The sequence below is a fragment of the Haloplanus sp. C73 genome, assembly GCF_051195115.1.
In the GTDB taxonomy this organism is placed as follows: domain Archaea; phylum Halobacteriota; class Halobacteria; order Halobacteriales; family Haloferacaceae; genus Haloplanus.
The window spans coordinates 199,861-223,221 of record NZ_JBNTJZ010000003.1 but is presented as its reverse complement, the minus strand read 5'-3'; the positions used below and the strand labels follow the sequence as shown (position 1 = coordinate 223,221).

The following is a 23,361-nucleotide window of genomic DNA, read 5'->3' as shown; positions in this document are numbered from 1 at the left end:
ACAACGGTCTTTTGCCCGTCCGCGCGGTACGGGCGGGCAATGACCGACTCTCTCGACGCGAAACTCGACGCCGCCCGCGACGCCCTCGCGGAGCGCGACGGCGTCGTCGTCGCCTTCTCCGGCGGCGTCGACTCCAGCGTCGTCGCCGCCCTCGCCCGCGACGCCCTCGGCGACGACGCCGTGGCGTGTACGGCCCGGAGCGAGACGCTGCCCGCCGAAGAACTCGACGACGCGACCCGGGTGGCCGAGGAAATCGGCATCCGTCACGAGACGGTGACCTTCTCCGAACTCGACAACCCCGACTTCGTCGCCAACGACGACGACCGGTGTTATCACTGCCGGACGATGCGCCTCGGCAAGATGTACGACGTGGCCCGTGACCTCGGCTACCAGACCGTCTGTGACGGAACCAACGCCTCCGACCCCGGCGAGGGCCACCGCCCGGGTCTTCGCGCCGTCGAGGAACTCGAAGTGTTCTCGCCGCTCTTGGCACACGACCTCTCCAAGGACGAGGTACGGGAGGCGGCCGACCGCTACGACCTCTCAGTCGCGGACAAGCCCTCGATGGCGTGTCTCTCCTCCCGCATCCCGACAGGGCTGGAAGTGACCGAGGAGAAACTCTCGCGCGTCGAGAAAGCCGAACGGCTCCTGCGGACGTGGGGCTTCTCCCAGTTCCGCGTCCGCGACCACGACGGCCTCGCCCGCATCGAGGTGTCGCCCGACGAACTCGACTCGGCGCTGGACCGCGAGTTCGCCCGCGCGGCCCGCGAACACCTCACTGACGCCGGCTTCGACCACGTCACGCTCGACCTCCACGGCTACCGGACGGGGAGCGTGAGCCCCGAGAGTGAGACGGACGCTCCGGACCTCGACCAAGAGTACCCCGTCCGCGAGGACTGAGCGGCTACGGCGTCGGCGCGTCCAGAAACTCCGTCCGGTTCTCGCTGACGAGCGTCGGCGCCCCGTCGTCGACCTGCACTTCGTTCAGCGCGCAGTTGTGCTGCTCGCCATCGGTGATGGAGTCGACGATGTCGCGCCCGCCGAGGGCGCCGACGAGGAGATACAGCGGTCCGGTGTGGCAGACGACTGCGACCGTATCGTCGGGGCCGCTCGCTTCGAGAATCTGGTCCCAGCCCGAGAGAACGCGTTCGCGCACGTCGCGCAGGCTCTCGCCGCTCTCGGGGCGGGCGTCCACCGCGTCACGGCCCGCGCGGGGAATCGACAGGCGGTCGTGGTTCTCGAAGACGGCCTCGTGTGGGAACCCCTGATACCGGCCGAAGTCGCGCTCGCGCCACGCCGACCGATGCACGGGGTCGGCGCCCACTCGCTCGCCGAGGTGGGCCGCCGTCTGGCGGGCGCGCCGCAGGTCCGAGGCGACGACTCGGTCGACGTCGTACTCGCTCTCGACGGCCGCAGCGAGCGCGCGGGCTTGCTCGTGCCCGCGGTCGGTGAGCGGCGTCGGTGCCCAGCCCTGCAGGCGGCCGTCACGGTTCCACGTCGTCTCGCCGTGTCTGGCGAGCAGCACGGTCGGCATACGTCCCGCTAGGCCCGACCCCTACAAGAGCTTTCCTCGGGAGCCGTCAGAAGTCCTCGACGGCGCTCCGTACGCCACCAGTTCCCACACGAGTCAGTTGCCGGTCCAGCGAAGGAGGGCGAGCGTCCCCTCGAACAGCCCAATCATCGTCGCCGCGACGATGATGGGTGCCATTCCCGTCGGGTCGGGGCTGATGAGAAAGGAGATACCGAGGAACGCGCCCCAGAACAGGAAGCGGCGCTGTTCCATCCACGCCCGCGTGGTGAGGTTCATCATGATTGCGAGCATGATGAACAGGGGGATTTGGAACACGAGCGCCATGTAGCCCATCAGGATGAGGATGAGGCTGAACGTCTCCTTGAGGCCGAACGCGACGACGGCGGTGCCCGTCGTGTAGGAAGTGAAGTAGGCGAAGATGGCCGGCAGGACGACGAAGTGGGCGAAGGAGACGCCGATGAGTGCCAGTATGAGGCTCGTCGGGACGGCGGCGAGGTAGTAGCGGCGTTCGCGAGGGAAGAGTCCGGGGCGCATGAAGAGGTAGGTTTCGTAGACGGCAAGGGGAAGTCCGACGACGAAGCCGGCCAGCGCCGCCACCTTCAGTTCGGTGACCAAGAGTTCGAGCGGACCGTACAGTCGGGGGCGACGGTCCGTGATGGTCTGGGCGCCGGGGATGTGGGAGTTCCAGAGGAAGTTGATAAGCTGGTCCGCAAACGGGAAGACGGCGAGGGCGACGACGCCCCCGACGACGAGGACGACGCCGAGTCGGCGGACCATCTCCTCGATGTGGTCCGTGAGCGGCATCTCCTCGTCGCTTTCCGGACCGTCGCCGAGCAGTCCCTCGTCGACGGCGTCGGTGTCGGCGGACTGTGGTACCGCCGACTCCTCCGCGACCGGTTCCGTCGGGGCGGCTTCGGTACCCCCACTCGTCTCGGCCACCGCCTCGTCGTCGCGTTCGACGACCGATTCGGCGGTGTCGGCGTCGCCGGCAGATTCGGTGTCGGCGTCCGCGGATTCGATGACGGACTGGTCGCCGGCGTCGGCGAGTTCGGGGTCGTCGTCGAGTTCCTCGCTGGAAACGGGGGCGCCGACGGCTTCGGAGACGCTCTCGCGCTCTTCGAGTTCGAACGGGTCGGGCGTCCCCGTCGCCCCCATCGGTGCCTGTTCGTCGGAGCGGATGACGGACTCGTCGTCGACGAAGTCCTCGATTGACCCACCGGGGATATCGTCGTCCTCGTCGCTGTCCGTGGACGGGTCCGACTCCGAGTCCTCAGCCATTCACCCGACATATCTCCCGTGCTGTTATAGGCCTTTTTCCATCGCGCCAGCGCCCGGCCGTGGAGAGAAAAGATTGATGACAGCGAGACGGTTTCGTTCGTGCATGTCGAGCGCGCTCGATGAGGACACCCGTCAGACGCTGGACGCCGGCCGGGAGACAGCCGGCGCGATGCTCCGGTCCGCCCAGAAGGACCTCCAGAAGGTGTTTATCGTCTTCCTCGTCGGGTTCATCGGCTCGTTCTACGTCCTGCGACTCTACGTGTGGAATTTCCTCGAATCGGTCACGCGGTCACAGATGAACGCGGCGACGTCGAGCGAACTCCAGATTATCGCTCAGACGCCGTTCGACGTCATCCTCCTGCAGGCGAAAATCGGGCTGGTGACGGGCATTCTCCTTGGTCTCCCTCTCTTCCTCTACTACTCGCGCGATGCGCTGGAGGCGCGTGGCTTGTGGCCCTCCTCGCCGGTTCCGCGGTGGAAACTCGCTCTTGGTGGGCTGCTCGCCACGGCGCTCTTTCTCGCCGGCCTCACCTACGGCTACCTCGTCTTTTTCCCCGTCATGTTCGCCTTCCTCGCGAACAACGCCATCTCCGCGGGGTTCACGCCGACGTACTCCATCGTCCTCTGGGCGCAGTTCATCTTCCTGCTCACGCTCTCTTTCGGCCTCGCGGCCCAACTGCCGCTGGCGATGAGCGGACTCGCCTACGCCGACATCGTCCCCTACGAGACGTTCCGTGACCGCTGGCGACACGCCGTCGTCATCATGGTGCTTTTCGGTGCTCTGTTCACCCCACCGGACCCCTTCACGCAAATCATGTGGGCTATCCCCATGGTCATCCTCTACGGGTTCAGCCTCTATCTGACGCGACTCGTCGTCACGGCCAAGCGGGGAAGCGAGCAGATTAGCGTCGGTACCGCCGCGCTCCGCCACTGGAACGTCATCCTCGGCATCGGCCTCGTGGGTGGGCTCCTGACCTACGCCTTCTTGACCCGAGGTGGGCTGGGCGCCGCCAACGACGCCCTCGCGTGGGCGGGCAGCAGTCGCCGTCTCGGCCAGCCCGGCGCAATTCTGCCCGTCTCCAGAACCGTCGCGCTCGGACTGTGGGCCGGCCTCGGAACGCTCGTCGCCGGGCTCGTCGCGTTCATGTACTACGTCTACACCGAGTTCGACGCGGCCGTCGAGCCGGCCGCCGTCGGCGACCCCGCGGATATCGACCTCTCGGAACTCGACGCCGACGGGATTCGAGCCGCGCCGCCGGAGGCCTTTGCGGAACTGAGCGAAGACGACGCGGTGTCGATGGCGGCCGCCGCCGCCGAGGACGACGACAAGGCGAAGGCGCGGGCCATCCTCGACCGCTTCGACGAGGCCGAAACCGAAGCCGAGGAGGCCGAGGAGTCGGAGGAGAACTCCACGACCGAGGAAATCGGCGACCGGGCGACGCGGGCCGGCGGCTCCTTCCTCGACGAACTCACCGACGGCGAGCGCGACGAGGACGACATCGGCGGCTACTACACCGACATCGCCTTCGTCCTCGACAGCCTCACCTCGCGGGCCTTCCGCATCGCCGCGCTGTTCGGTATCGTCCTCGCGGGCACCTTCGGCTGGCTCTACACCGGCGGTATCGGCCGCGTCTTCGACCAGTTCCTCTCGCAGTTGCCGAGTCAGGTGACGCCCGACGACATCAACGTCGTCGCCCTCCACCCGATGGAGGCGCTCATCTTCGAGGTGAAGTTCTCGACGCTCATCGCCGTCGTCGTCACGCTCCCTCTCGTCATGTACTACGCGTGGCCGGCGCTGCGGGAACGCGGCATCGTCCGCGGCAACCGCAACCTCATCTTCGGGTGGGGTGCCGCGCTCGTCGTGGGGCTGTTCGCCGGGTTCGCCCTCGGCTACTCCATCGTCGCGCCGACGGTCATCTCCTATCTCGTCGCCGACGGGGTTCGAGCCAACATGGTCATCGCCTACCGCATCACCAACTTCTTCTGGCTCATCTTCTTCACGACTGCGGGTATCGGCCTCCTCGCGGACGTGCCCGTCTTCATGCTCCTGCTCAACACCGCCGGCGTCTCCTACCGGACCATGCGCGAGCGCTGGCGGGAAGTGACCGTCGGCATCATGGCCTTCGCCGCCCTCGCGACTCCCGCCGACGTGACGACGATGTTCATGGTCACGATTCCGCTGATGGTGGCCTACGGCATCGGCCTCGGCATCCTCTTCCTCGTGACCTTCGGGGGCCGGCGGAATCTGGGTGGTTGGACCGCGAAAGCGTAAGACGTAGATATTCGCTGGATAATCTTCCAGTATGGCCAAGATAAGTGTCGAGATTCCCGACGAGCTGCTCGCGGACCTCGACGACCACGTCGGCGACGACGGGAAGTTCGTGAATCGAAGCGACGCCATCCGGGCGTCAGTACGGAAGACCCTCGACTTACTCGACGAAATCGACGCTCGCCACGACCGGCTGGAGTCCGACGAATGAGCGCCCGCCCTAACTGGCCGGTCGGCCGCGTTGCCATCCTGTCGCTGTTCGTCACGGCGCTCGTTACCTCACAGCTGACGGCGTCGAAGGTGCTCGCCATCCCGCTTCCCGTCGCGCTACCGCGTGTCGGTAACGCCATCCTCCTGCCCGGCGCGGCGCTCGCGTACGCACTCACCTTCTTCGCCTCGGACTGTTACAGCGAACTCTACGGCCGGCGTGATGCGCAGGTGATGGTGAATGTGGGGTTCGTGATGAACTTCGTCCTGCTGGCGCTGGTGTGGTCGACCATCTTCGCGCCGGGCCGCAACGCCGAGTTCGCGGCGCAGTTCGAGAGCGTCCTCGCTCCCGCGACCAACATCGTCGCCGGGAGCCTGCTGGCGTATATCATCAGTCAGAACTGGGACGTACTCGTCTTTCATCGGCTCCGCGAAGCGACGGACGGCGACTTCCTCTGGCTTCGAAACATCGTCTCGACGGCGACGAGTCAGGCCATCGACACCGTCATCTTCGTCGGTATCGCCTTCTATCTCCTGCCGCAGTACGTCGGTATCGGCCCGACCACGCCGTGGTCCGTCGTGGTCACGCTGATGATTGGGCAGTACCTCCTGAAACTCCTCATCGCGCTCGTCGACACGCCCTTCGTCTACGCCGTCGTGGGGCTCGTTCGCTCGCGCGCCGACGCCGCCGCGAAGGCCGCCGCGTCGGCGACGGACCGCGACGCCTAGCGCCGCTCGGCGAACGCGAACCGCGGTTTCACGTCCTCGATTCGAACGTCGACTTCCTCGCCCACCGTGCCGTCGGGGACGAACACGGTGAAGCCGTCGACGCTGGCGATGCCGTCGCCCTCGTCGCCCTCGTCGGTGATTTCGACGGTGAGTTCGTCACCGGTGGCGATGGGTGCGGTCAGATACCCTTTCGCGACCAGATACAGCTCCGAGGAGGCGTCACGGGAGGCGTCGGGGTGGACCGAGCGCACGTACTCGAAGTCAGTCTCCATCTCCTCGCGAAGGTCGGCGAGGTCCGGGCCATCGAACACCTTGGTCACGAAGTCGCCACCCGGCGCTAACAGTTCGAGCGCGACTTCGTAGGCTTGGCGCGCGAGATGGACGGAGCGCGCGTGGTCGACCGAATATTCTCCGGTCATGTTCGGCGCCATGTCGGAGATGATGACGTCGACACTCGTGTCGCCGACCACGTCGCGCAGGCGGTCGAGCGTCGATTCCTCGGTCATGTCGCCACGCACCGTCTCGACCGTCTCTATGTCGAGGTCACGGATGCGCTGGCGGTCGACGCCGACGACGGTGCCGCCGTCCCCGACTTCCTCGGCGGCGACTTGAAGCCAGCCGCCCGGGGCGGCGCCGAGGTCGACGACGGTGTCGCCCGGCGAGAACAGGGTCGCCGTCTCGTCCAGTTGCTTGAGCTTGTACGCCGACCGCGCGCGATACCCTTCCTGTTTCGAGCGGTTGTAGTACTCGTCTCGGCCCGTCATGGCGCGCTCACCCACGAGGTGGCGCACCCGCCGCGTACGACTGCGAACGGCTGAATCATGGTCGTAGCAAGGCGGTCGAACCGGAAAGACGTGCCGAATCGAGGCCGTTCAGACCTGGTCCAGCAGCGTCTCGACGAGCGGTGCGTCGTCGTACCGGACGGCCGTCCCGTCGTCGACACACTCGACGACACCCGTCGCCTCCAGTTTCGGCAGGTGGACGTGTTGCAGCGAGACGACGAGTTGCTCGGTCTCCGGCGACCCCGGCTCTCGCCCCGCCAGCGCGTCGGCGAGTTCGGTGACCGGTGTCCTGTCGCCGCGTTCTCGTAACGCGCGGATGGTGCGGCGACGGCGTGCGTCAGAGAGTACGTCGAACACGGCGTCGACGTGGCTCTCCGTGTAGTTCCCCCCCGATTCCTCTACCGTCGTCTGTTCGCGGTGGTTTGCGTTAGACGTCGTCATCGTCTCCCCCCCTTTGGGACGACTGTCGATTTGGGAGGACGACTCATGAATGTGTCGCTGGATTATCTAGTCGGGTCAGTTGCGCGCGGCGCGCGCGCCCGGTCGCGGACGAACAAGCGGGTATTATTTAACGCATGGGGCGTACGCTCGATACATGTTCAAGGCCATCGTGAGCGCGTCGACGCTCCGGGATGCCCTCGACTCCGTGAGCGTGTTGGTCGACGAGTGTAAGATGCGGCTCAACGAGGACGGTCTGTCGATTCGGGCCGTCGACCCGGCGAACGTGGGGATGGTCGACCTCTCGCTCGATGCGGCCGCGTTCGAATCCTACGAGGCCGACGGCGGCGTCATCGGCGTCAACCTCGCTCGTCTCGAAGACATCGCGGGAATGGGGAACGCGGGCGACCTCGTCCACCTCGAACTCGATGAGGAGACCCGGAAACTCCACATCCGCATCGACGGGCTCTCCTACACGCTGGCGCTCATCGACCCCGACTCAATCCGGCAGGAGCCGGACATCCCCGACCTTGACCTCCCGGCCGAAATCGTCGTCGAGGGGAACCAACTCGACCGGGGTATCACGGCCGCCGACATGGTGTCTGACCACATCAACCTCCGCGTCGACGAGGACGCGGAGACGTTCCACATCGAAGCCGAGGGCGACACCGACGACGTCGACTTCGAACTCGGAACCGACGTCCTCATCGCCCTCGAAGCCGGCCCCGCCGACTCCCTGTTCTCGCTCGACTACCTCAAGGACATGAACAAAGCCATCCCCGGCGACGCCGAAGTGACCATCGAACTCGGCGAGGAGTTCCCCGTGAAACTTCACTACGACTTCGCCGAGGGCCTCGGCAACGTGACGTTCATGCTCGCGCCGCGCATCCAGAGCGAGTGACGCCCCGTCGCTGACCGGCACACGCTCACCTCCGATTTCTCCCCGCTCCTGTCCGTGAGTCTCTTTCCCGTGAGATAGATGACCAAAGGTATTATATACTAATTACTGTTCCCGTCACTGCTATCTGTCAGTAACATTGCGTCTATTCCGACGACGTTATCCCTATTCGGCGATATCATCGAAACCTTTATAAGTCTATCGTGCTTACAATAGGTAAGAAGCGCTACGAGGGCCGATCCCCGCTCGGCCACTCGTGGTGTCTGCCCTATCATGACTGAAACACACACGTGGACGGCCAACGAAACGAGAATCGACGAACAGCAGTCGACGAGCGAGAGCGAGCAGGAGCACGTCTGTCCGGAGTGTGGCGGCGCGCTGCTGACCGACTCGGAACACGGCGAGACGGCGTGTAGCGAGTGTGGCCTCGTCGTCGAGGAGGACGAAATCGACCACGGCCCCGAGTGGCGGGCCTTCGACGCCAGCGAGCGCGATTCGAAATCGCGCGTCGGGTCGCCGACGACCAAGATGATGCACGACAAGGGCCTGTCGACGACCATCGACTGGCAGAACAAGGACGCCTACGGCAAGACGCTCTCGTCCAATCAGCGCGAGAAGATGCAGCGTCTGCGAACGTGGAACCGCCGGTTCCAGACCCGCGACCACCAGGAGCGTAACCTCCGACAGGCGCTCGGCGAAATCGACCGGATGGCCTCCGCGCTCGGCCTGCCCGAGACGGTCCGCGAGACGGCGAGTGTCATCTACCGGCGCGCGCTGGAAGACGACCTGCTCCCGGGCCGGTCCATCGAGGGCGTCGCCACGAGCGCGCTCTACGCCGCCGCTCGACAGGCCGGCGTCCCCCGGACCATCGACGAGGTGGCTCGCGTCAGCCGCGTCGAGGAGGAGGAGTTCAAACGGACCTACCGCTACGTCGTCCGGGAACTCCACCTCGAAGTCGCGCCCGCGGACCCCGTGAGCTACGTCACCCGGTTCGCGTCGGAACTCGATATCTCGGACGAGGCCGAACGCCTCGCTCGCGAGATGCTCGACGCCGCCAAGGAACGCGGCGTCCACAGCGGCAAGAACCCCGTCGGCCTCGCCGCCGCCGCCGTCTACGCCGCCCCCCTGCTCACCAACGAGCAGATTACCCAGCAGGACGTGAGTGAAGTGGCCGACATCTCGGAGGTCACCATCCGCAACCGCTACCGCGAACTCCTCGAAGCCTACGACGACGTCGACCGCGCCGTCGTAGCCTGAGGCCCGGAATCCTTTTACTCGCCAGCGCCGTATCAGGACGCAACTATGGGTATGGGCTCGGATATGTACCGACAGCAGATTCTCGACCACTACAAGAACCCCCGAAACCACGGGGCCCTCGAAGACCCGACGTTCTCTCACGTCGGCGAGAATCCGTCCTGCGGTGATACGATTCAAATCGACGTGCAACTCGCCGACGACGGCGAGACCATCGAGTACGTCAGTTTCTCCGGCGACGGCTGTGCCATCAGTCAGGCGAGCGCGAGTATGCTCACCCAACAGCTACCGGGGATGACGCTCGACGAACTGTCCGAGATGGACACCGACGACGTGGTGGACATGCTCGGTGTCGACATCAGCCCGATGCGAATCAAATGTGCCGTCCTCGCCGAGAAGGTGGTTCAGGACGGCGCGAAGATTCACGAGGGCGAACTCGACCTCGACGAAACGACGACCGAAGAGTAACTACTCGGGGACGAGACCCGCGTCCTGCACGCGCATCACGGCCTCGCCGTCGGCGAGATTCGGCGCGTCGACCAGTCGGACGATACGCTTGTCGCCCTTGGACTTGCGGAGATACATCCGGAACGTCGAGGTGTGGCCGAGGATGTTGCCACCGATTGGCTGGGTGGGGTCGCCGAAGTAGGAGTCGGGGTTGGACGCGACCTGATTCGTGACGAGGACGGCGGTGTTGTAGAGGTCGCCGATTCGCATCAGGTCGTGCAGGTGTTTGTTGAGTTTCTGCTGGCGTTCTGCGAGTTCGCCACGGCCCACGTATTCGGCGCGGAAGTGGGCGGTGAGCGAGTCGACACAGAGCAGGCGGACCGGCCACTCGCTGTCCTCGTGTTCGCTCGCGAGGTCTTTGGCCTTCTCCGCCAGCAGAATCTGGTGATTGGAGTTGAACGCCTTGGCGACGTGAATCTTGTCGAGGACGTCGGTCACGAGCGCCTCCATCGCCTCCTCGTCGCCGGGTGACCCTTCGATGCCCCGGTCGTCCATCGTCGCCTGAATTATCTCGTCGTCCAGCCCGCGCACCATGTCGTCGATGCGCTCGGGGCGGAACGTGTCCTCGCTGTCCACGAAGATGGCGCTCCCGCGGAGCCCGCCGTGCTCTTCGGGCAACTGGACGTTCACCGAGAGCTGGTGGGTGACCTGTGACTTCCCGGCGCCGAACTCGCCGTAGACTTCGGTGATGGACTGTGTCTCGACGCCGCCGCCGAGCAGTTCGTCCACCTCGGGGATGTTCCACGTGAGCTTTCCAATCTGCTCGCGGCGTTCGAGCACGGCCGCCCCGCTCTCGAACCCGCCGACGTCGGCCGCCTCACGGGCCGCGTTGATGATGTCGCTCGCCGTCGATTCGCCGATATCGGCGGTGTTCGACAGCTCCGCCGGACTCGCGACGGCGATGCTCTGATAGCTTTCGAAGCCCGCTTCGACCAACTTGTCGGCCGTCGCCGGCCCCACACCCGGAAGCGTCTCGAGATCGTCTTCTGCCATGTGACCGTGCTTGTGCCGGCCCGTACATAAAGCCTCGTTAACACCGTGGTGAAAGTGAAACTCGCCGACGGCGTGCGGGTCGCTGGCACGTCGCAGCGACGTTCAAACCCGATAACTCACTCCCACGGGTGGCCGTCGCCGTCGGGCCACAGCGGGTACCAGTAGCTCTCGTCGTCTTCCACGTCGAGTTCGCCGTCGAGGACGGCGGCGAGTTTGAACTCGATACGGCTGTCGCGCTCGTGGCTCCCCGTCGGTACGAAGGGGTAGTACGCCCCGCGCCGGAAGGAGTAGACCCAGTACGCCCGCCGGTCGTCACGGGGGCGGACGAATCCGAAGACGGCGGCGAGTAGTCGGGAGCCGAAATCTGCCTCCTCGAACGTGTCCGCCGCGAAGTGGACGCTCGTCACCAAATCCTCCGGGTCGTCGTCTTCGAGGACGACCCAGTGGTAGCCGTGGTCGTCCTCGCGATGGTAGAACTCGGTCCCCGTCTCCTCTTGGCCCGCGTGCAGGATGGTTTCGACTTCGTCGACGGCGGCGTCGAAGTCGGTGCTGTCGACGGCGGAGAAACAGAGCGCCGCGGCCCCGGCGGGGACGAAATCGAGGTCCGCCTCCATCGTGACGTAGGCGGTACTCATCCCGAACAGGTCCTCGGGGTCGGCGTCTCGCGTCGCGCCCGCCTCGGCGTTGACGCCCAACACCGAGCGCAGCGTGTCGAACAGGCCCATCTACGTCTCCATCTCCCGCGCCATCTCGCGGAGTCGTTCGACCCGTCGCTCGGTGGGCGGGTGCGTCGAGAACACTCGGCCGACGAAGCCGCTCCGGATGGGAATGACGAAGAAGGCGTTCATCTCCGCCTGTTCGCGGAGGTCCTCCTGTGGCACCCGGTCCATCCGCCCGGAGATGGCCATGAGGGCGCCCGCGAGCGCCGACGGGTTGCCCGTAATCGCCGCCGCGCCGCGGTCGGCGGCGTACTCGCGGTACCGCGAGAGCGCCCGAATGAGGATAAAGGAGAGTATCCAGACGACGAGCGAGACGAGGATGGCGACGGCCACGCCGCCCCCGCCCTGTCGGTTGCGGTTGCCGCCGAACAGCCACCCCCACCGGACTATCATGAACGCGATAGTCGAGAGGAAGGAGGCGATGGTCATCACCATCACGTCCCGGTTTTTGACGTGAGCGAGTTCGTGTGCCAACACGCCTTCAAGTTCGTCCGAATCGAGGGTTTCGAGCAGTCCCTTCGTCACACAGACCGTCGAGTGCGAGGGTGAGCGCCCCGTCGCGAACGCGTTCGGAACCTCCGTCTCCGCGACGGCGATGTCGGGTTTCGGCAGGTCGGCCTGCTGGGACAGTCGCCCCACCGTCGCGTGCAGGTCGGGGTACTCGTCGGGTTCGACCTGATGGGCGCCCATGCTGTACAGCGCCAGTCGGTCGCTGAAGAAGTACTGCGCGAACGAGAACAGCCCCATCACGACCACGACGCCGAACAGGCCCATGTACTGCGAGAGGATGGCGATGAAGACGAGATAGAGCGCGACCAGCAGAAACATCGTCAGGACCATGCGGCCCCGCAGTCCCCAGTCCGATTTCCACTCCATACGCCCAGTCAGGCGGCGCCGAAGGTAAATGGTATCGCTCCCACCGATGTCGCGGGGCTTAACCACCGCGAGCGACTATCCGGCGTCGATGAGCGATAGCGAGTCCCGCGAGTTCTGCCCCCGCTGTGGCGACCCGGTGCCCGCACGCGCGGAGCCGCTTCCGGGCGCGCCGCGGGACCGGGACCGACTTCTCTGTGACGCCTGTTACTTCGACGACTTCGACTTGGTCGATGCCCCCGACCGAATCGAGGTGCTGGTCTGTTCGGGGTGTGGTGCCGTCCACCGCGGCAACCGCTGGGTCGACGTCGACGCCCGCGACTACACCGACATCGCCGTCGACGAGGTGAGCGAAGCCCTCGGTGTCCACGTCGACGCCCGCGACATCACGTGGGCCGTCGACCCCGAACAGGTGGACGAAAACACTATCCGGATGCACTGTCAGTTCACCGGCGTCGTCCGCGACACGCCCCTCGAAGAGACGGTGGTCGTCCCCGTGAAAATCTCGCGCGGGACCTGCGACCGCTGTGGCCGCATCGCCGGCGGCTACTACGCAAGCACCGTCCAAGTCCGAGCCACCGACCGCACACCCACGCCCGAAGAACGTTCTCGCGCCGTCGAAATCGCGGAGTCACACGTCGCCGACCGCGAGGGCGACGGCGACCGAGAGGCGTTCGTGACCGAGGTGAAAGAGACCGACGACGGCCCGAACGTGAAGCTCTCGACCAACGGCCTTGGCGAGGAAGTCTCCCGCCGCATCGTCCGCGAACTCGGCGGGAGCGTCGAGAGCTTCCCGACCCTCGTCACGGAGGACGGCGACGGCAACGAGGTGTACCGCGTCACCTACGCCGTCCGCCTGCCGAAGTTCACGCCCGGCGACGTCATCGACCCCGAGGACGGCGAGGGGCCGGTGCTCGTCACGAGCGTCAGCGGCAACCTGAAAGGCACCCGTCTCGCCACGGGCGACCCCTACGAGGAGCCGTTCGAGGACGAGACGCCGGGCCGGCGCCTCGCGACTCGTGACGACGCCGTCGAGACGACGGTGGTGACCGTTGAGGACGACCACGCGGTCCAACTGCTCGACCCCGAGACGTACGAGGCAAAAACGGTGCCCCGGCCCGACTTCTTCGACCCCGACGCGGAGACGACGCCCGTCGTCAAGACCCGCGCCGGCCTCCACATCCTGCCCGAGTGAGATTAGACGTCGACGGAGCGACTGAGCGCGGTGCCGCCGGTGTCCGACGTTGCTCGCGCGGACCGCGTCGTCGCCGCCTCCGTCATCGCCGCCTCCGAACAGCCCGCGTGGCGCGCCGCCTGCGCGAGCGTGAGAGTTCCGTTGCGATACAGCGTCACCGACGACCGGAACGAGTGGCTGTGCATTAGACTAGACACGGCCTACGATTCGACGGTATCTAAGCCTTCGTAGATTGAATTAGCTAAATCGCAGAATTCGAGGCAGATAGGGGCATGAACGGCCAGTTCTTGGGTGGCGTTGTCACCCGCGGCTACTCGCCCCACACGTCGGAGAGGGGGTGGCCGTCGTCGGCGTCGTCGCCGCCGGTCGACCCACTCGCGCCGCCCGACGAGCGGTCGGTACTCGTCTGTCTCGTTCCCGACCGCCGACGCGACCCCGTAGCATCCGTCCCCGCCAGCGCCGCCTCGGGGTCGAACTCGGGCAGGTCGGGGCGGTCCATCGCGTCGACGGCGTCCGCGAACCACGCCGGCATGTCGGTCCGCGCACGGTCGAACAGGTCGAGTAGGCTCGAATCGGCGAGGTAGGTCACGCCGTGGTCGTCGGGCGCCCGGACGACCCGGCCCGCCGCCTGAATGACTGTCCGGAGCGCAACCCGGTAGTACCACGCCCACTGCCCGTCTTCGAGGCGCTGGGCCACTCGCGAGTCGCCCGTGTTGAGATACGGTGCCTTACAGAGCACCTGCCAGCGCGCGAGGTCACCGCGCAGGTCCAGCGCCTCCTCCATCTTCACCGAGAGGAAGACATCGGGGTCGGTCGTCGCCTTCCACGCCTCCAGCGCGTCGTTCCGGTCGTCTCGGTCGTGAGCACGAATCCGCGCGCCGACGCCGAAGTCGTCGAGGCGGTCGGCCAGTCGCTCCTGAATCGCGTAGGAGTGACAGTGGACGAGTCCCTTCTCCTCGGGGTGCGCGGCCATCAGCCTCACGAGCAGTCGCGCCACGTCCGGCAGGGTGTCGTCCCGCCGTTCGTAGGTCATCTTCCCCTGTGTCACGTCGTAGAGCGGGCGGTTCTCCAGCGGGAACGTATGGGGGACGTCCACGAGCGCCACGTTCGAGGGGTCGAGTCCGACGCCGCGGCAGAACGCCTCCTTGTCCAGAATCGTCGCCGACAGGAGGGCAAACTTGTTCCCTCGGTCCCAGACGGTGTGATGGAGGTAGCGCGCGGGGTCGAGCGGTTTGATGGTTATCGGCGTCCCCTCGCCGTCGGGCTGGTCGACCACCCACGTCGTCGTGCTGGTCGGGTCGCGGTAGTCGGAGACGAACCACGAGAGTTCGGAGCGGAGGTCTTGGAGCCTGTCGCGGCGGGCCGCCTCCCCCGGCGTCAACTCCGGGGTGGCGGCGAGGTCCTCCGCCGCCCGCTCGCAGACGCCCGCGAGCGTCTCCGCGAAGCGCGCCGTCCGGTCGACGGGGTCGTCCGCCGCCGACACGTCGGGCACGCCCACGTCGTCCCAGACGGGCACCGTCTCCGGCTGGAGGTCGACCGTGGCGTACATCTCCGCCCACTCCGAGAGGCCGTGGGCCTCGTCGATGACCACCACGTCCCGCCGGCCGAACACGTCCGAGCCGGCGGTCTGCATGAAATACGCGAGCGTCATCGCCGCAATCGACCGACTGGAGGCGATGGTGCGGTCGGCGTAGTACGGACACCGATGCTTGACCGAGCAGTCGTAGCCCGACTCGCGAGCGCAGGGCGCCCGGTCGACGGGCGTCGTCGTCTCGTCGGGGAGGATGCAGGTGTAGTTACGCTTGCCCCGAATCACGTTGAGGTCTTGGAGCAGGTCGTCCTCCGCCACGTCGTCGAGTTGGGACACCTGCGGCGTGGTGTAGTAGGCGCCGGTGGCCTCGGCGGGTTCGGCCTCCTCCGCCGTGCGGGCGGCGCCGGCGACGGCGCGCGCGAGGAGGGACTTCCCGCTCCCGGTCGGTGCGCGCACCAACACGGCGTCGTTGCCGGCGGCGAAGGCGTCGCGGATGGCGTCGAGCGCCTCGCGCTGATTGCCGCGGAAAGAGGGAGCCGGAAACGAAGCCGGAATGCGGTCGGGGTCCACGGTGGCTCCAGCCCGTCGGCGCAGGTAATACTGTCGGACGCGGCTACTCCGACAGCGCCGCCACGTCCGCGGCCGTCACGTCGCGGTCGTCGGGCAGTCGCTCGATACAGTCGAAACACAGGAAATGCTCGCTCCCGTCGGCGAGTTCGAGCGTCATCCCGCCCGTCGTCTCGGCCTCGAACGTCCAGAAGTCGCCGATGCCGCCCCCGACGGGCACGCTCTCGCCACAGCCATCACAGGGGTCGGAACTCATTGCGTCCATCGAGCGGGCCGAACGGGAAAGACCTGCGGGTCTCGGCGCCGAGAACGTGCCCCGAAAACGCCGCAGTCGGCGGCTACTCGCCCTGCAACTGCTTGAACTGGTCCAGCAGCGCTTCGGTCGAGTCGCCGGATTCGTACGAGAGGGTCCCTCGGTACTGCGACCGGTCGTCGTCGAACTCCGCGTCGACCTGCCCCGTTTTCTGCTCCCGACGTTCGTGCTCGGCTTCGTCATAGGCACCCATTGACATGGTACACGCTCACTTGGAAATCTCCAAATATATATGTAACGGACGTTTTGGGCCGTTCGGAGCCCACACGTTTTTGCCCAGCCGGCCGAAGGCGCGTGTATGGCACGGCAACGCAAGCCCGACTGGTTACGCACGCAACCGCCGTCGGGCCAGCGGTTCACGGAAATCAAGCAGTCGCTCCGTGACCGCGACCTTCACACCGTGTGCGAGGAGGCCAACTGCCCGAATCTGGGCGAGTGCTGGAGCGGTCGCGACGGCCCGGGGACGGCCACGTTCATGCTCATGGGCGACCGCTGTTCGCGAGGCTGTAACTTCTGTGACGTGGAGACCGGCGGCATGGAGGCGCTCGACCCCGACGAACCCGAAACCGTCGCCGACGCCGTCGCGGACATCGGCCTCGACTACGTCGTTCTCACGAGCGTCGACCGGGACGACCTGCCCGACCAAGGCGCCGACCACTTCGCGCGCACCATCGAGGCCATCAAGGCGCGCGATTCGAGCGTCCTCGTCGAGGTTCTGGTCCCCGACTTCCGGGGCGACCTCGACTGCGTCGACCGCATCCTCGACGCCGGCCCCGACGTGTTCGCCCACAACGTCGAGACGGTGGACCGCCTCCAGTGGCCCGTCCGTGACCGCCGCGCCGGCTACCGCCAGTCCCTGTCGGTCCTCGAACACGCCGCCGACACGAGCGACGTCTACACCAAGACCAGCCTCATGCTCGGCCTCGGCGAGTACGACCACGAACTCTACCGGGCGCTCTCGGACTGTCGCGAGGCGGGCGTCGACATCGTCACCCTCGGCCAGTATCTCCAGCCCTCGCACACCCACCTCGACGTGTACGACTACGTCCACCCCCACACCTTCGAGACGTGGCGCCGCGTCGCCGAGGAGGAACTCGACTTCCTCTACTGTGCCAGTGGCCCGATGGTCCGGTCGTCGTATCGCGCGGGCGAACTGTTCGTCGACGCCCTCCTCCGCGACGGCCGGAGCGTCGACGAGGCACGCAACGAGGCCCGGACGGCGACGTGACTGCCGTATCTTCGAGTATGTACACTGAACCCCACACCCAACCCCCGGTACAGGCGGTCCGAGTCGTCTCTCGGACGGAGACCGACACCTCCGCATCCGGAGTGGTCGCCCCGTGACCGTCGAGACGGTCGACCTGCCCGACTTGGGCGAGGGCGTCGCGGAGGGCGAACTCCTCCGATGGCTGGTCGAGGTGGGCGAGACGGTGGCCGAGGACGACGTCATCGCCGAGATGGAGACGGACAAGGCCATCGTCGACCTTCCCTCGCCCGTCGCCGGTCGCGTCGAGGAACGACACGCCGCCGCCGGCGAGATGATCCCCGTCGGCGACCCCCTCGTCTCCATCGACGTGGACGCCGACGAGGAGGGGGACGCCGAGAGCGAGGACGAGGAACAGATGGCCGCCGAACGCACGGACGACGAAGACGCCGAACGGACGCCCGCCGAACCCACCGACCGCGTCTTCGCCCCGCCGCGCGTCCGCCGTCTCGCCCGAGAACTCGGCGTCGACCTCGCGCGCGTTTCGGGGTCGGGGCCGAACGGCCGCATCACCGACGCCGACGTGCGCGCGGCGAGCGAGGACACGCGCCCGACACCGCGGTCGCTCGCCGCCGGAACGACCAGCGTGCTGGGCGAGGTGACTCTCCGCCGCGCGCACCGCGACCCGATACCCGACCGTCCGACGCCCGGCGACCGGGTGGCGTACGACGACGGTCGCCGGCCCTTCGACCACGCCGACGCGCCGCGAGTCACCCACACCGACCGCGTCGACGTGACGGCGCTCGTCGAGTTGACGACCGAACTCGACCCGTACGCCGCCGACGCGGGCGTCGACCTCACGCCCCTGCCGTTCGTGATGCGGGCCGTCGTGCACGCTCTCGCCGAGTTCCCGTCGCTCAACGCTTCGCTCGACACGGACGAAGTCGTCTATCACGACGACTACAATCTCGGCGTGGCGACGGCGACAGGTGCGGGCCTCGCGGTGCCCGTCGTCGGCGACGTCGACGACATGGACCTCCTCGCCCTCGCGTCGGAGACGGCCACCCTCGTCCAGCGAGCGCGCGACCGGACGCTTCCCGACGCCCGGACCCGGGGCGGGACGTTCACCCTCACGAACCCCGGCGCCGTCGGCGGCGAGTACGCGACGCCCTCACTCGTCGCTCCGCAGGTGGCCACGCTGGCGCTGGGTCGTCTCGCGGAGCGCCCGCAGGTCGTCGACGGCGAGGTGGTGCCGCGGCACACGCTCCCGCTCTCGCTGTCGGTCGACCCCCGAATCGTCGACAGCGCGACGGCCGCTCGCTTCACCAATCTGGTCCGAGACCGCCTCTCGACGCCGTCAGACCTCCTCGTACCCCCATCGGACGAAGGGTTGCGGTAAACACGTAATTTAATCATGCTCTCCGTGCAGGTTGGCCCATGACCGTGACACTCTCGGACATCGAGGCTGCGCGCGACCGGTTCGACGACCCGGCTATCGTCCGACAGACGCCGATAGAGACGAACCGCTCGCTCAGCGAGATGTCCGGCGGGGACGTCCACCTGAAGATGGAGCATCTCCAGCGGACGGGGTCGTTCAAGACTCGCGGGGCGTACAACAAACTGAAACAGGAGGCCGACGCCGGCAGCGACAAACACGTCGTCGCGGCGAGTGCGGGCAACCACGCACAGGGCGTCGCGCTCGCGGCCACGAAAGTCGGACTCGAATCCACCATCGTCATGCCCGAGAACGCCCCGCAGGCCAAAGTCGACGCCACCCGAAGCTACGGCGCGACGGTCGAACTCCACGGGTCGAACTTCGGCGAGGCGATGACACACGCCCAAGAGATGGCCGAGGAGCCGGGTCGCCTGTTCGTCCACGCCTACGACGACCCCGACATCGTCGCCGGACAGGGGACGCTCGGCCTCGAAATCTACGAGCAGGTGCCCGACGTCGACACCGTCCTCGTCCCCATCGGCGGCGGCGGGTTGATAGGCGGCGTCAGCACGGCGCTGAAGTCGCTCGACGACTCGGTGCGCGTCGTCGGCGTGCAGGCCGAGATGGCGGCGACGGTGCCCGACAGCCTCCAGAAGGGTATCCCGGTCGACGAGGACTCGCCGAAGACCATCGCCGACGGCATCGCGACGGGGAGTATCTCCGACCTCACCCTCGGCCTCATTGAGGAACACGTCGACGAGGTAGTGACGGTGAGCGACGACGAAATCGCCCAGAGCATCCTCGTCGTACTCGAACGCGCCAAGCAGTTAATCGAGGGCGCGGGCGGCGCGTCGGTCGCCGCGCTGTTGAGCGACCAAGTCGACGTCGAGGGTGAGACGGTCGTCCCCCTGCTCTGTGGGGGCAACATCGACATGTCGATGCTCCAGACGGTGCTGACACACGCCCTGACCGACCGGAGCCAGCTCCTCCGCCTGCGCATCCGCATCCGCGACGAACCCGGCGAGATGGGGCGCATCTCCGGCATCATCGGCGACAAGGGCGCGAACATCCGGACGGTCAGACACGACCGCGCCGTCGGCGACCTGCACGTCGGCGACGCCTATCTCGTCTTCCAAGTGCTCACGAGCGGTGAGAGTCACGCGACGAGCGTGATGACCGCTATCGAGGATGCGGGCTACGAAGTCGAGCGAGTGAACTGACGAACGTGGGGGACAGCCTCGTATCGATAGACGGATACGAGGTTTTATCGGGCATAACTTAAACGGCCGCACATAGCCTGCGTAATGGTGATTTGTGACACTGTTGCACTCTGTATCGTGACGTGACCGGGCACGAGCGGCGTGTCGGGTCACGAGTCGACAACGCACTATGACCAACGACCACGACCTAACGCGGCGAAAGTACCTGCAGGCGGCGACCGCTGGCACGGTGATGGCCGGAGCGGCCGGCTGTCTCGGTGGCGGCGGTGGTAGCGAGGGGAACAGTTGGCGGACACAGGAACTCGCGACGGTTCCGGCGCCGGAGCATCCGGCGCTCTACGAACCGACTGAACAGGACCAGTCCGGCGAGACGATTAACCACCTCACGTGGACGGGGTACGACGCCTCGAACGTTCAGGACCCGTTCCGCGAGCAGTTCAGCTGCGACACGCAACTGGACCTGTTCACGTCCAATCCACAGGCGTTCAACCGGCTCCAGTCCGGCGAGTGGCAGCAGTTCCATCAGGCCACCTTCGACATGGCGTGGATTCCGCGCTTGGCCGAGGCGGACCTGATACGCCCCATCGACTACGAGGACTGGAAGGCCTACACCTTCGACCAGTACATCGACCTGTTCAAGAAGGAGAACGGGTACAAGTACGCGTTCGTCAACGAGGACGACTACACGTTCGACATCGACGGCACGATGTACGGCGCCCCCCAGCGCTTCGGGTGGGCCTCCTTCGTCGTCAACACCGACAACGTCCCCGAGGACGCCTACTCCAGTTACGACGCCGCGTGGTCCAGCGAGTTCGAAGTCGGCGTCTACGACCTGATGTTCTGGGGCATCCAGATTATCATGCTCCGCGAGGGCATCGACCCGTTCAAAGAGCACACCGAGGCCGAAGTCGAACAGGTGCGACAGGCCACGTTCGAGCTCTTCGACAACGCGAAGACGCTCCTGCCCGACTTCGCTTCGATGAATCAGGCGATGAAGTCCGGCGAAATCGACATCGGCTTCATCTCGGGCAACTGGATTAACGGGACGCTCCGCCGCGGTGGCGACCTGCAGTTCCAAGCCGTCGTCCCCGAGGAAGGCAGCGTCATCTGGGTCGAGACGACGGCCTTCGTCAAGGGCGACCAGCCCACCGTCTCCGACAACTACCTCGCGTACATGCAGCGTGGCGAGAACGCGCTCAAGCTCTCGTGGCCCACCTCGGGCGGGACGAACGTCGTCCCCCACCAGACGGCATGGGAGAACTACAGCGACCGGCAGCGAGAGGTGCTTCGCGTCGACGAAGTGCGCGACATCATCGACCGGTCCGTGTTCTACACCGGGATTCCGGATTTGGAGAAGTTCGAACCGATTTGGCGAGAAGCCAAGACTCGTATCTGAGCGGCCCTCGGGCCGCGGCGATTATCAATGTTACAGGCAACTGATTTACGGAAGGAGTATGGCTCACTCGTCGCCGTCGACGACGTCGACCTGGAAATAGAGACTGGCGAGTTCGCGACCATCGTTGGCCCGTCCGGCAGTGGCAAGAGTACGCTGTTGCATATGCTCGCCGGCCACCTCGAACCCACCGACGGGACGATTACGCTCGACGGGAAGGACATCACCGACACCAAGCCCCAAGAGCGCCCCACCAGTCTGGTGTTTCAGTCGTGGGCGCTGTTCCCCCACATGACCGTTCGGGAGAACATCGAGTTCCCGATTCGAACCACGGGGCGGTCGGTCGACGGGCAGGTGGAAACGCTGCTCGAACAGGTCCAACTCGACCCCGACGTACAGGCCGACAAGCAGGTGTCCGAACTCTCGGGTGGCCAGCGCCAGCGCGTCGCGCTCGCGCGCTCGCTCGCCTACGACCCCGACATCCTCCTGCTCGACGAACCGCTCGCGTCGCTCGACTACGTCCTCCAGAAGCAGCTCCAGCGCGAACTCGCCGACCTCAACGTCGAACTCGACATGACCTTCGTCTACGTCACCCACTCGCTGGAGGCGGCGCTGGTCATGAGCGACAAACTCTTCGTCATCGACGAGGGCGACCTGATTCAGACGGGGCCGCCCGAGGACATCTACCGCGAGCCGAACAACAAGTTCATCGCGGAGTTCATGGGCGACGCCAACGTCTTCGCCATCGACGTCGTCGACGCCGAGGGTGACCAGATGACCGTCGACAGCGACGAGTTCGAGGGGTCGGTCACCGTCGACACGCATCTCGACGACCCGCCCGAGTATCTCGTCGTCCGCCACGACGACTGCGTGGTCGAACCGACGCTCAACCATCCCGTCGGAGCCGCCGTCGACGTCGACAACATCCTCGTCCGGGGCAACACCGTTCTTGTCGAGTGTTCGTCGACCGAAACCGACGACGACTACGTCGCCGAGGTGGACTACGACCGCTTCGAGGACATCGACCTCGCCGTCGGGGACACGGCGTACATCCAGTGGAACGCCGCGAAGTCGATTCTGGTGCCAGAGTGATGTCGGTGATGGACTCCCTCCGTGGCGGTGTGGACGCGGCGGCGGCCAGTGACAACCCGCTCTCGACGCTTCTCACGCCGCCCTACCTGCTCTTGCTCCCGCTCGCCATCCTCCTGCTCGGCATGTTCGTCGGGCCGATGCTCGCCATCGTGGTGTTTTCGGTCCAGCCGGGCAACGCCATCTCGCTGAACCCCCAGATGTGGACGCTCGAACACTACACCGAGATAATCGGTGGCATGGTGAGCGGCGAGGGCGTCTACGGTGACGTCCTCGTCAACACCGCCGCGGTGAGCGCCGTCACTACCGCCGTGACGCTCGTGTTCTCGTACCCCGCGGCGTACGCGCTGGCGCGGAAAATTGACCGGTACAAGACCGTCTTCCTGCTCGTGCTCATCATCCCCCTGTTTACCAGCGTGAACATCCGGGTGTTCGGGTGGGCGCTCTTTCTCGTCCAGAACGGCGTCCTCGACAGCATCGTCAGCCTGTTCGGCGTCGCGAGCTACCCCACGATGATGTACCAGCGATGGACCATCATCCTCGGGACGACGTACGTCTACATGCCGTTCATGCTCTTTCCCATCTACCTCTCCTTGCTGTCCGTCGAGGACGAAACCATCGCCGCCGCCCGTGACCTCGGCGCGAACCGGTGGACGCTCTTCCGGCGCATTATCCTCCCGCTGAGCAAGCCGGGGGTCATCATCGGCTCGCTGTTCGTCTTCATCCTGAGTCTCGGCGCGGACGTCGAGGCCCAGATTCTCGGTGGCGGCTCCATCTTCACCATGGCGAGCAACATCAACTACTCGTTCGGGTACAGCCAGAACTGGCCGCTCGGCTCGGCACAGGCCGTCGGCCTCCTCATCATCACCCTCGTCTGCGGGATCATCATCCTGCGGACGATAAACCTGAAAGAAATCGCGTCGCGGGGTGAGTGAG

At 66.1% G+C, this 23,361-nt stretch carries 25 protein-coding genes; 14 read left to right on the top strand and 11 right to left on the bottom strand.

Going from position 1 to position 23,361, the window contains the following annotated elements; all coding sequences use genetic code 11:
• Nucleotides 1–39 precede the first annotated feature (39 nt).
• A complete protein-coding gene (gene larE / locus ACQUSQ_RS07640; RefSeq protein WP_435067974.1) occupies nucleotides 40–900 on the top strand; it encodes an ATP-dependent sacrificial sulfur transferase LarE in 861 nt (286 codons plus the stop codon).
• A 4-nt stretch (nucleotides 901–904) separates the two neighbouring features.
• Here the strand turns inward: larE and ACQUSQ_RS07635 are convergent, their stop codons facing one another.
• Both ACQUSQ_RS07635 and ACQUSQ_RS07630 read right to left on the bottom strand, forming a co-directional pair.
• The gene (locus tag ACQUSQ_RS07635; RefSeq protein WP_435067972.1) at nucleotides 905–1,534 is read right to left on the bottom strand and encodes a histidine phosphatase family protein; all 630 of its coding nucleotides are present in this window, start codon (nucleotides 1,532–1,534) and stop codon (nucleotides 905–907) included.
• Between the two features lie 93 nt (nucleotides 1,535–1,627).
• The gene (locus ACQUSQ_RS07630; RefSeq protein WP_435067971.1) at nucleotides 1,628–2,809 is read right to left on the bottom strand and encodes a twin-arginine translocase subunit TatC; all 1,182 of its coding nucleotides are present in this window, start codon (nucleotides 2,807–2,809) and stop codon (nucleotides 1,628–1,630) included.
• A gap of 103 nt (nucleotides 2,810–2,912) precedes the next feature.
• On the opposite strand from ACQUSQ_RS07630, the gene tatC reads away from it, so the two are divergent.
• The 3 genes from tatC to ACQUSQ_RS07615 are packed head-to-tail and all read left to right on the top strand — an operon-like array spanning nucleotide 2,913 to nucleotide 6,014.
• The gene (gene tatC, locus ACQUSQ_RS07625) at nucleotides 2,913–5,081 is read left to right on the top strand and encodes a twin-arginine translocase subunit TatC (protein WP_435067969.1); all 2,169 of its coding nucleotides are present in this window, start codon (nucleotides 2,913–2,915) and stop codon (nucleotides 5,079–5,081) included.
• 31 nt (nucleotides 5,082–5,112) lie between these two features.
• Nucleotides 5,113–5,289, top strand: coding sequence for a ribbon-helix-helix domain-containing protein (locus tag ACQUSQ_RS07620; protein ID WP_435067967.1), 177 nt, complete (start codon nucleotides 5,113–5,115; stop codon nucleotides 5,287–5,289).
• On the top strand, nucleotides 5,286–6,014 hold the full coding sequence (locus ACQUSQ_RS07615) for a queuosine precursor transporter (protein WP_435067965.1): 729 nt from the start codon (nucleotides 5,286–5,288) through the stop codon (nucleotides 6,012–6,014). Before ACQUSQ_RS07620 ends, ACQUSQ_RS07615 begins: the two co-directional genes overlap by 4 nt.
• On the opposite strand, the gene ACQUSQ_RS07610 is transcribed toward ACQUSQ_RS07615, so the two are convergent.
• Entirely contained in the window at nucleotides 6,011–6,778 is a 768-nt protein-coding gene (locus tag ACQUSQ_RS07610) for an SAM-dependent methyltransferase (protein ID WP_435067963.1), read from the bottom strand. The genes ACQUSQ_RS07615 and ACQUSQ_RS07610 overlap by 4 nt on opposite strands.
• Before the next feature lie 108 nt (nucleotides 6,779–6,886).
• The gene (locus ACQUSQ_RS07605; protein ID WP_435067962.1) at nucleotides 6,887–7,237 is read right to left on the bottom strand and encodes a DUF7344 domain-containing protein; all 351 of its coding nucleotides are present in this window, start codon (nucleotides 7,235–7,237) and stop codon (nucleotides 6,887–6,889) included.
• A gap of 154 nt (nucleotides 7,238–7,391) precedes the next feature.
• On the opposite strand from ACQUSQ_RS07605, the gene ACQUSQ_RS07600 reads away from it, so the two are divergent.
• The 3 genes from ACQUSQ_RS07600 to sufU all read left to right on the top strand — a co-directional run bounded on the left by ACQUSQ_RS07600 (nucleotide 7,392) and on the right by sufU (nucleotide 9,854).
• On the top strand, nucleotides 7,392–8,135 hold the full coding sequence (locus ACQUSQ_RS07600) for a DNA polymerase sliding clamp (RefSeq protein WP_435067961.1): 744 nt from the start codon (nucleotides 7,392–7,394) through the stop codon (nucleotides 8,133–8,135).
• A gap of 270 nt (nucleotides 8,136–8,405) precedes the next feature.
• Nucleotides 8,406–9,389, top strand: coding sequence for a transcription initiation factor IIB (locus ACQUSQ_RS07595; RefSeq protein WP_435067959.1), 984 nt, complete (start codon nucleotides 8,406–8,408; stop codon nucleotides 9,387–9,389).
• A gap of 45 nt (nucleotides 9,390–9,434) precedes the next feature.
• The gene (gene sufU, locus ACQUSQ_RS07590) at nucleotides 9,435–9,854 is read left to right on the top strand and encodes a Fe-S cluster assembly sulfur transfer protein SufU (protein ID WP_435067957.1); all 420 of its coding nucleotides are present in this window, start codon (nucleotides 9,435–9,437) and stop codon (nucleotides 9,852–9,854) included.
• Here the strand turns inward: sufU and radA are convergent, their stop codons facing one another.
• From radA to htpX, 3 genes are all read right to left on the bottom strand, one after another.
• Nucleotides 9,855–10,886, bottom strand: a complete 1,032-nt coding sequence (radA, locus tag ACQUSQ_RS07585) for a DNA repair and recombination protein RadA (protein ID WP_435067955.1) — start codon at nucleotides 10,884–10,886, stop codon at nucleotides 9,855–9,857. It abuts the gene before it with no gap.
• A gap of 116 nt (nucleotides 10,887–11,002) precedes the next feature.
• On the bottom strand, nucleotides 11,003–11,611 hold the full coding sequence (gene pspAB, locus ACQUSQ_RS07580; protein WP_435067953.1) for a PspA-associated protein PspAB: 609 nt from the start codon (nucleotides 11,609–11,611) through the stop codon (nucleotides 11,003–11,005).
• Nucleotides 11,612–12,481 carry a zinc metalloprotease HtpX gene (gene htpX / locus ACQUSQ_RS07575; RefSeq protein ID WP_435067951.1) on the bottom strand — a complete coding sequence of 290 codons (870 nt, stop codon included), beginning with the start codon at nucleotides 12,479–12,481 and terminating at the stop codon, nucleotides 11,612–11,614.
• An 88-nt stretch (nucleotides 12,482–12,569) separates the two neighbouring features.
• On the opposite strand from htpX, the gene ACQUSQ_RS07570 reads away from it, so the two are divergent.
• The gene (locus ACQUSQ_RS07570; protein ID WP_435067950.1) at nucleotides 12,570–13,673 is read left to right on the top strand and encodes a 60S ribosomal export protein NMD3; all 1,104 of its coding nucleotides are present in this window, start codon (nucleotides 12,570–12,572) and stop codon (nucleotides 13,671–13,673) included.
• A 2-nt stretch (nucleotides 13,674–13,675) separates the two neighbouring features.
• On the opposite strand, the gene ACQUSQ_RS07565 is transcribed toward ACQUSQ_RS07570, so the two are convergent.
• The 4 genes from ACQUSQ_RS07565 to ACQUSQ_RS07550 all read right to left on the bottom strand — a co-directional run bounded on the left by ACQUSQ_RS07565 (nucleotide 13,676) and on the right by ACQUSQ_RS07550 (nucleotide 16,283).
• On the bottom strand, nucleotides 13,676–13,858 hold the full coding sequence (locus ACQUSQ_RS07565) for a DUF7317 family protein (protein WP_435067948.1): 183 nt from the start codon (nucleotides 13,856–13,858) through the stop codon (nucleotides 13,676–13,678).
• Nucleotides 13,859–13,983: 125 nt separating this feature from the next.
• The gene (locus tag ACQUSQ_RS07560) at nucleotides 13,984–15,774 is read right to left on the bottom strand and encodes a helicase C-terminal domain-containing protein (RefSeq protein ID WP_435067947.1); all 1,791 of its coding nucleotides are present in this window, start codon (nucleotides 15,772–15,774) and stop codon (nucleotides 13,984–13,986) included.
• Nucleotides 15,775–15,817: 43 nt separating this feature from the next.
• Nucleotides 15,818–16,027: a DUF7561 family protein gene (locus ACQUSQ_RS07555; protein ID WP_435067945.1), complete on the bottom strand. Its 210-nt coding sequence runs from the start codon at nucleotides 16,025–16,027 to the stop codon at nucleotides 15,818–15,820.
• A gap of 82 nt (nucleotides 16,028–16,109) precedes the next feature.
• The gene (locus tag ACQUSQ_RS07550) at nucleotides 16,110–16,283 is read right to left on the bottom strand and encodes a DUF5786 family protein (RefSeq protein WP_435067943.1); all 174 of its coding nucleotides are present in this window, start codon (nucleotides 16,281–16,283) and stop codon (nucleotides 16,110–16,112) included.
• A gap of 99 nt (nucleotides 16,284–16,382) precedes the next feature.
• On the opposite strand from ACQUSQ_RS07550, the gene lipA reads away from it, so the two are divergent.
• The 6 genes from lipA (at nucleotide 16,383) to ACQUSQ_RS07520 (ending at nucleotide 23,360) form a co-directional block, all read left to right on the top strand.
• Nucleotides 16,383–17,312: a lipoyl synthase gene (lipA, locus tag ACQUSQ_RS07545; protein ID WP_435067941.1), complete on the top strand. Its 930-nt coding sequence runs from the start codon at nucleotides 16,383–16,385 to the stop codon at nucleotides 17,310–17,312.
• A 112-nt stretch (nucleotides 17,313–17,424) separates the two neighbouring features.
• The gene (locus tag ACQUSQ_RS07540; protein ID WP_435067940.1) at nucleotides 17,425–18,687 is read left to right on the top strand and encodes a dihydrolipoamide acetyltransferase family protein; all 1,263 of its coding nucleotides are present in this window, start codon (nucleotides 17,425–17,427) and stop codon (nucleotides 18,685–18,687) included.
• 38 nt (nucleotides 18,688–18,725) lie between these two features.
• Nucleotides 18,726–19,943, top strand: coding sequence for a threonine ammonia-lyase (gene ilvA / locus ACQUSQ_RS07535; protein WP_435067938.1), 1,218 nt, complete (start codon nucleotides 18,726–18,728; stop codon nucleotides 19,941–19,943).
• Between the two features lie 169 nt (nucleotides 19,944–20,112).
• Complete coding sequence (locus ACQUSQ_RS07530; protein ID WP_435067936.1) at nucleotides 20,113–21,339, top strand: ABC transporter substrate-binding protein; 1,227 nt, start codon at nucleotides 20,113–20,115, stop codon at nucleotides 21,337–21,339.
• A gap of 27 nt (nucleotides 21,340–21,366) precedes the next feature.
• Nucleotides 21,367–22,428 (top strand): ABC transporter ATP-binding protein, encoded by a 1,062-nt coding sequence (locus tag ACQUSQ_RS07525; protein ID WP_435067934.1) that lies wholly within the window; start codon nucleotides 21,367–21,369, stop codon nucleotides 22,426–22,428.
• 8 nt (nucleotides 22,429–22,436) lie between these two features.
• The gene (locus tag ACQUSQ_RS07520; protein WP_435067932.1) at nucleotides 22,437–23,360 is read left to right on the top strand and encodes an ABC transporter permease; all 924 of its coding nucleotides are present in this window, start codon (nucleotides 22,437–22,439) and stop codon (nucleotides 23,358–23,360) included.
• Nucleotide 23,361: the final 1 nt, after the last annotated feature.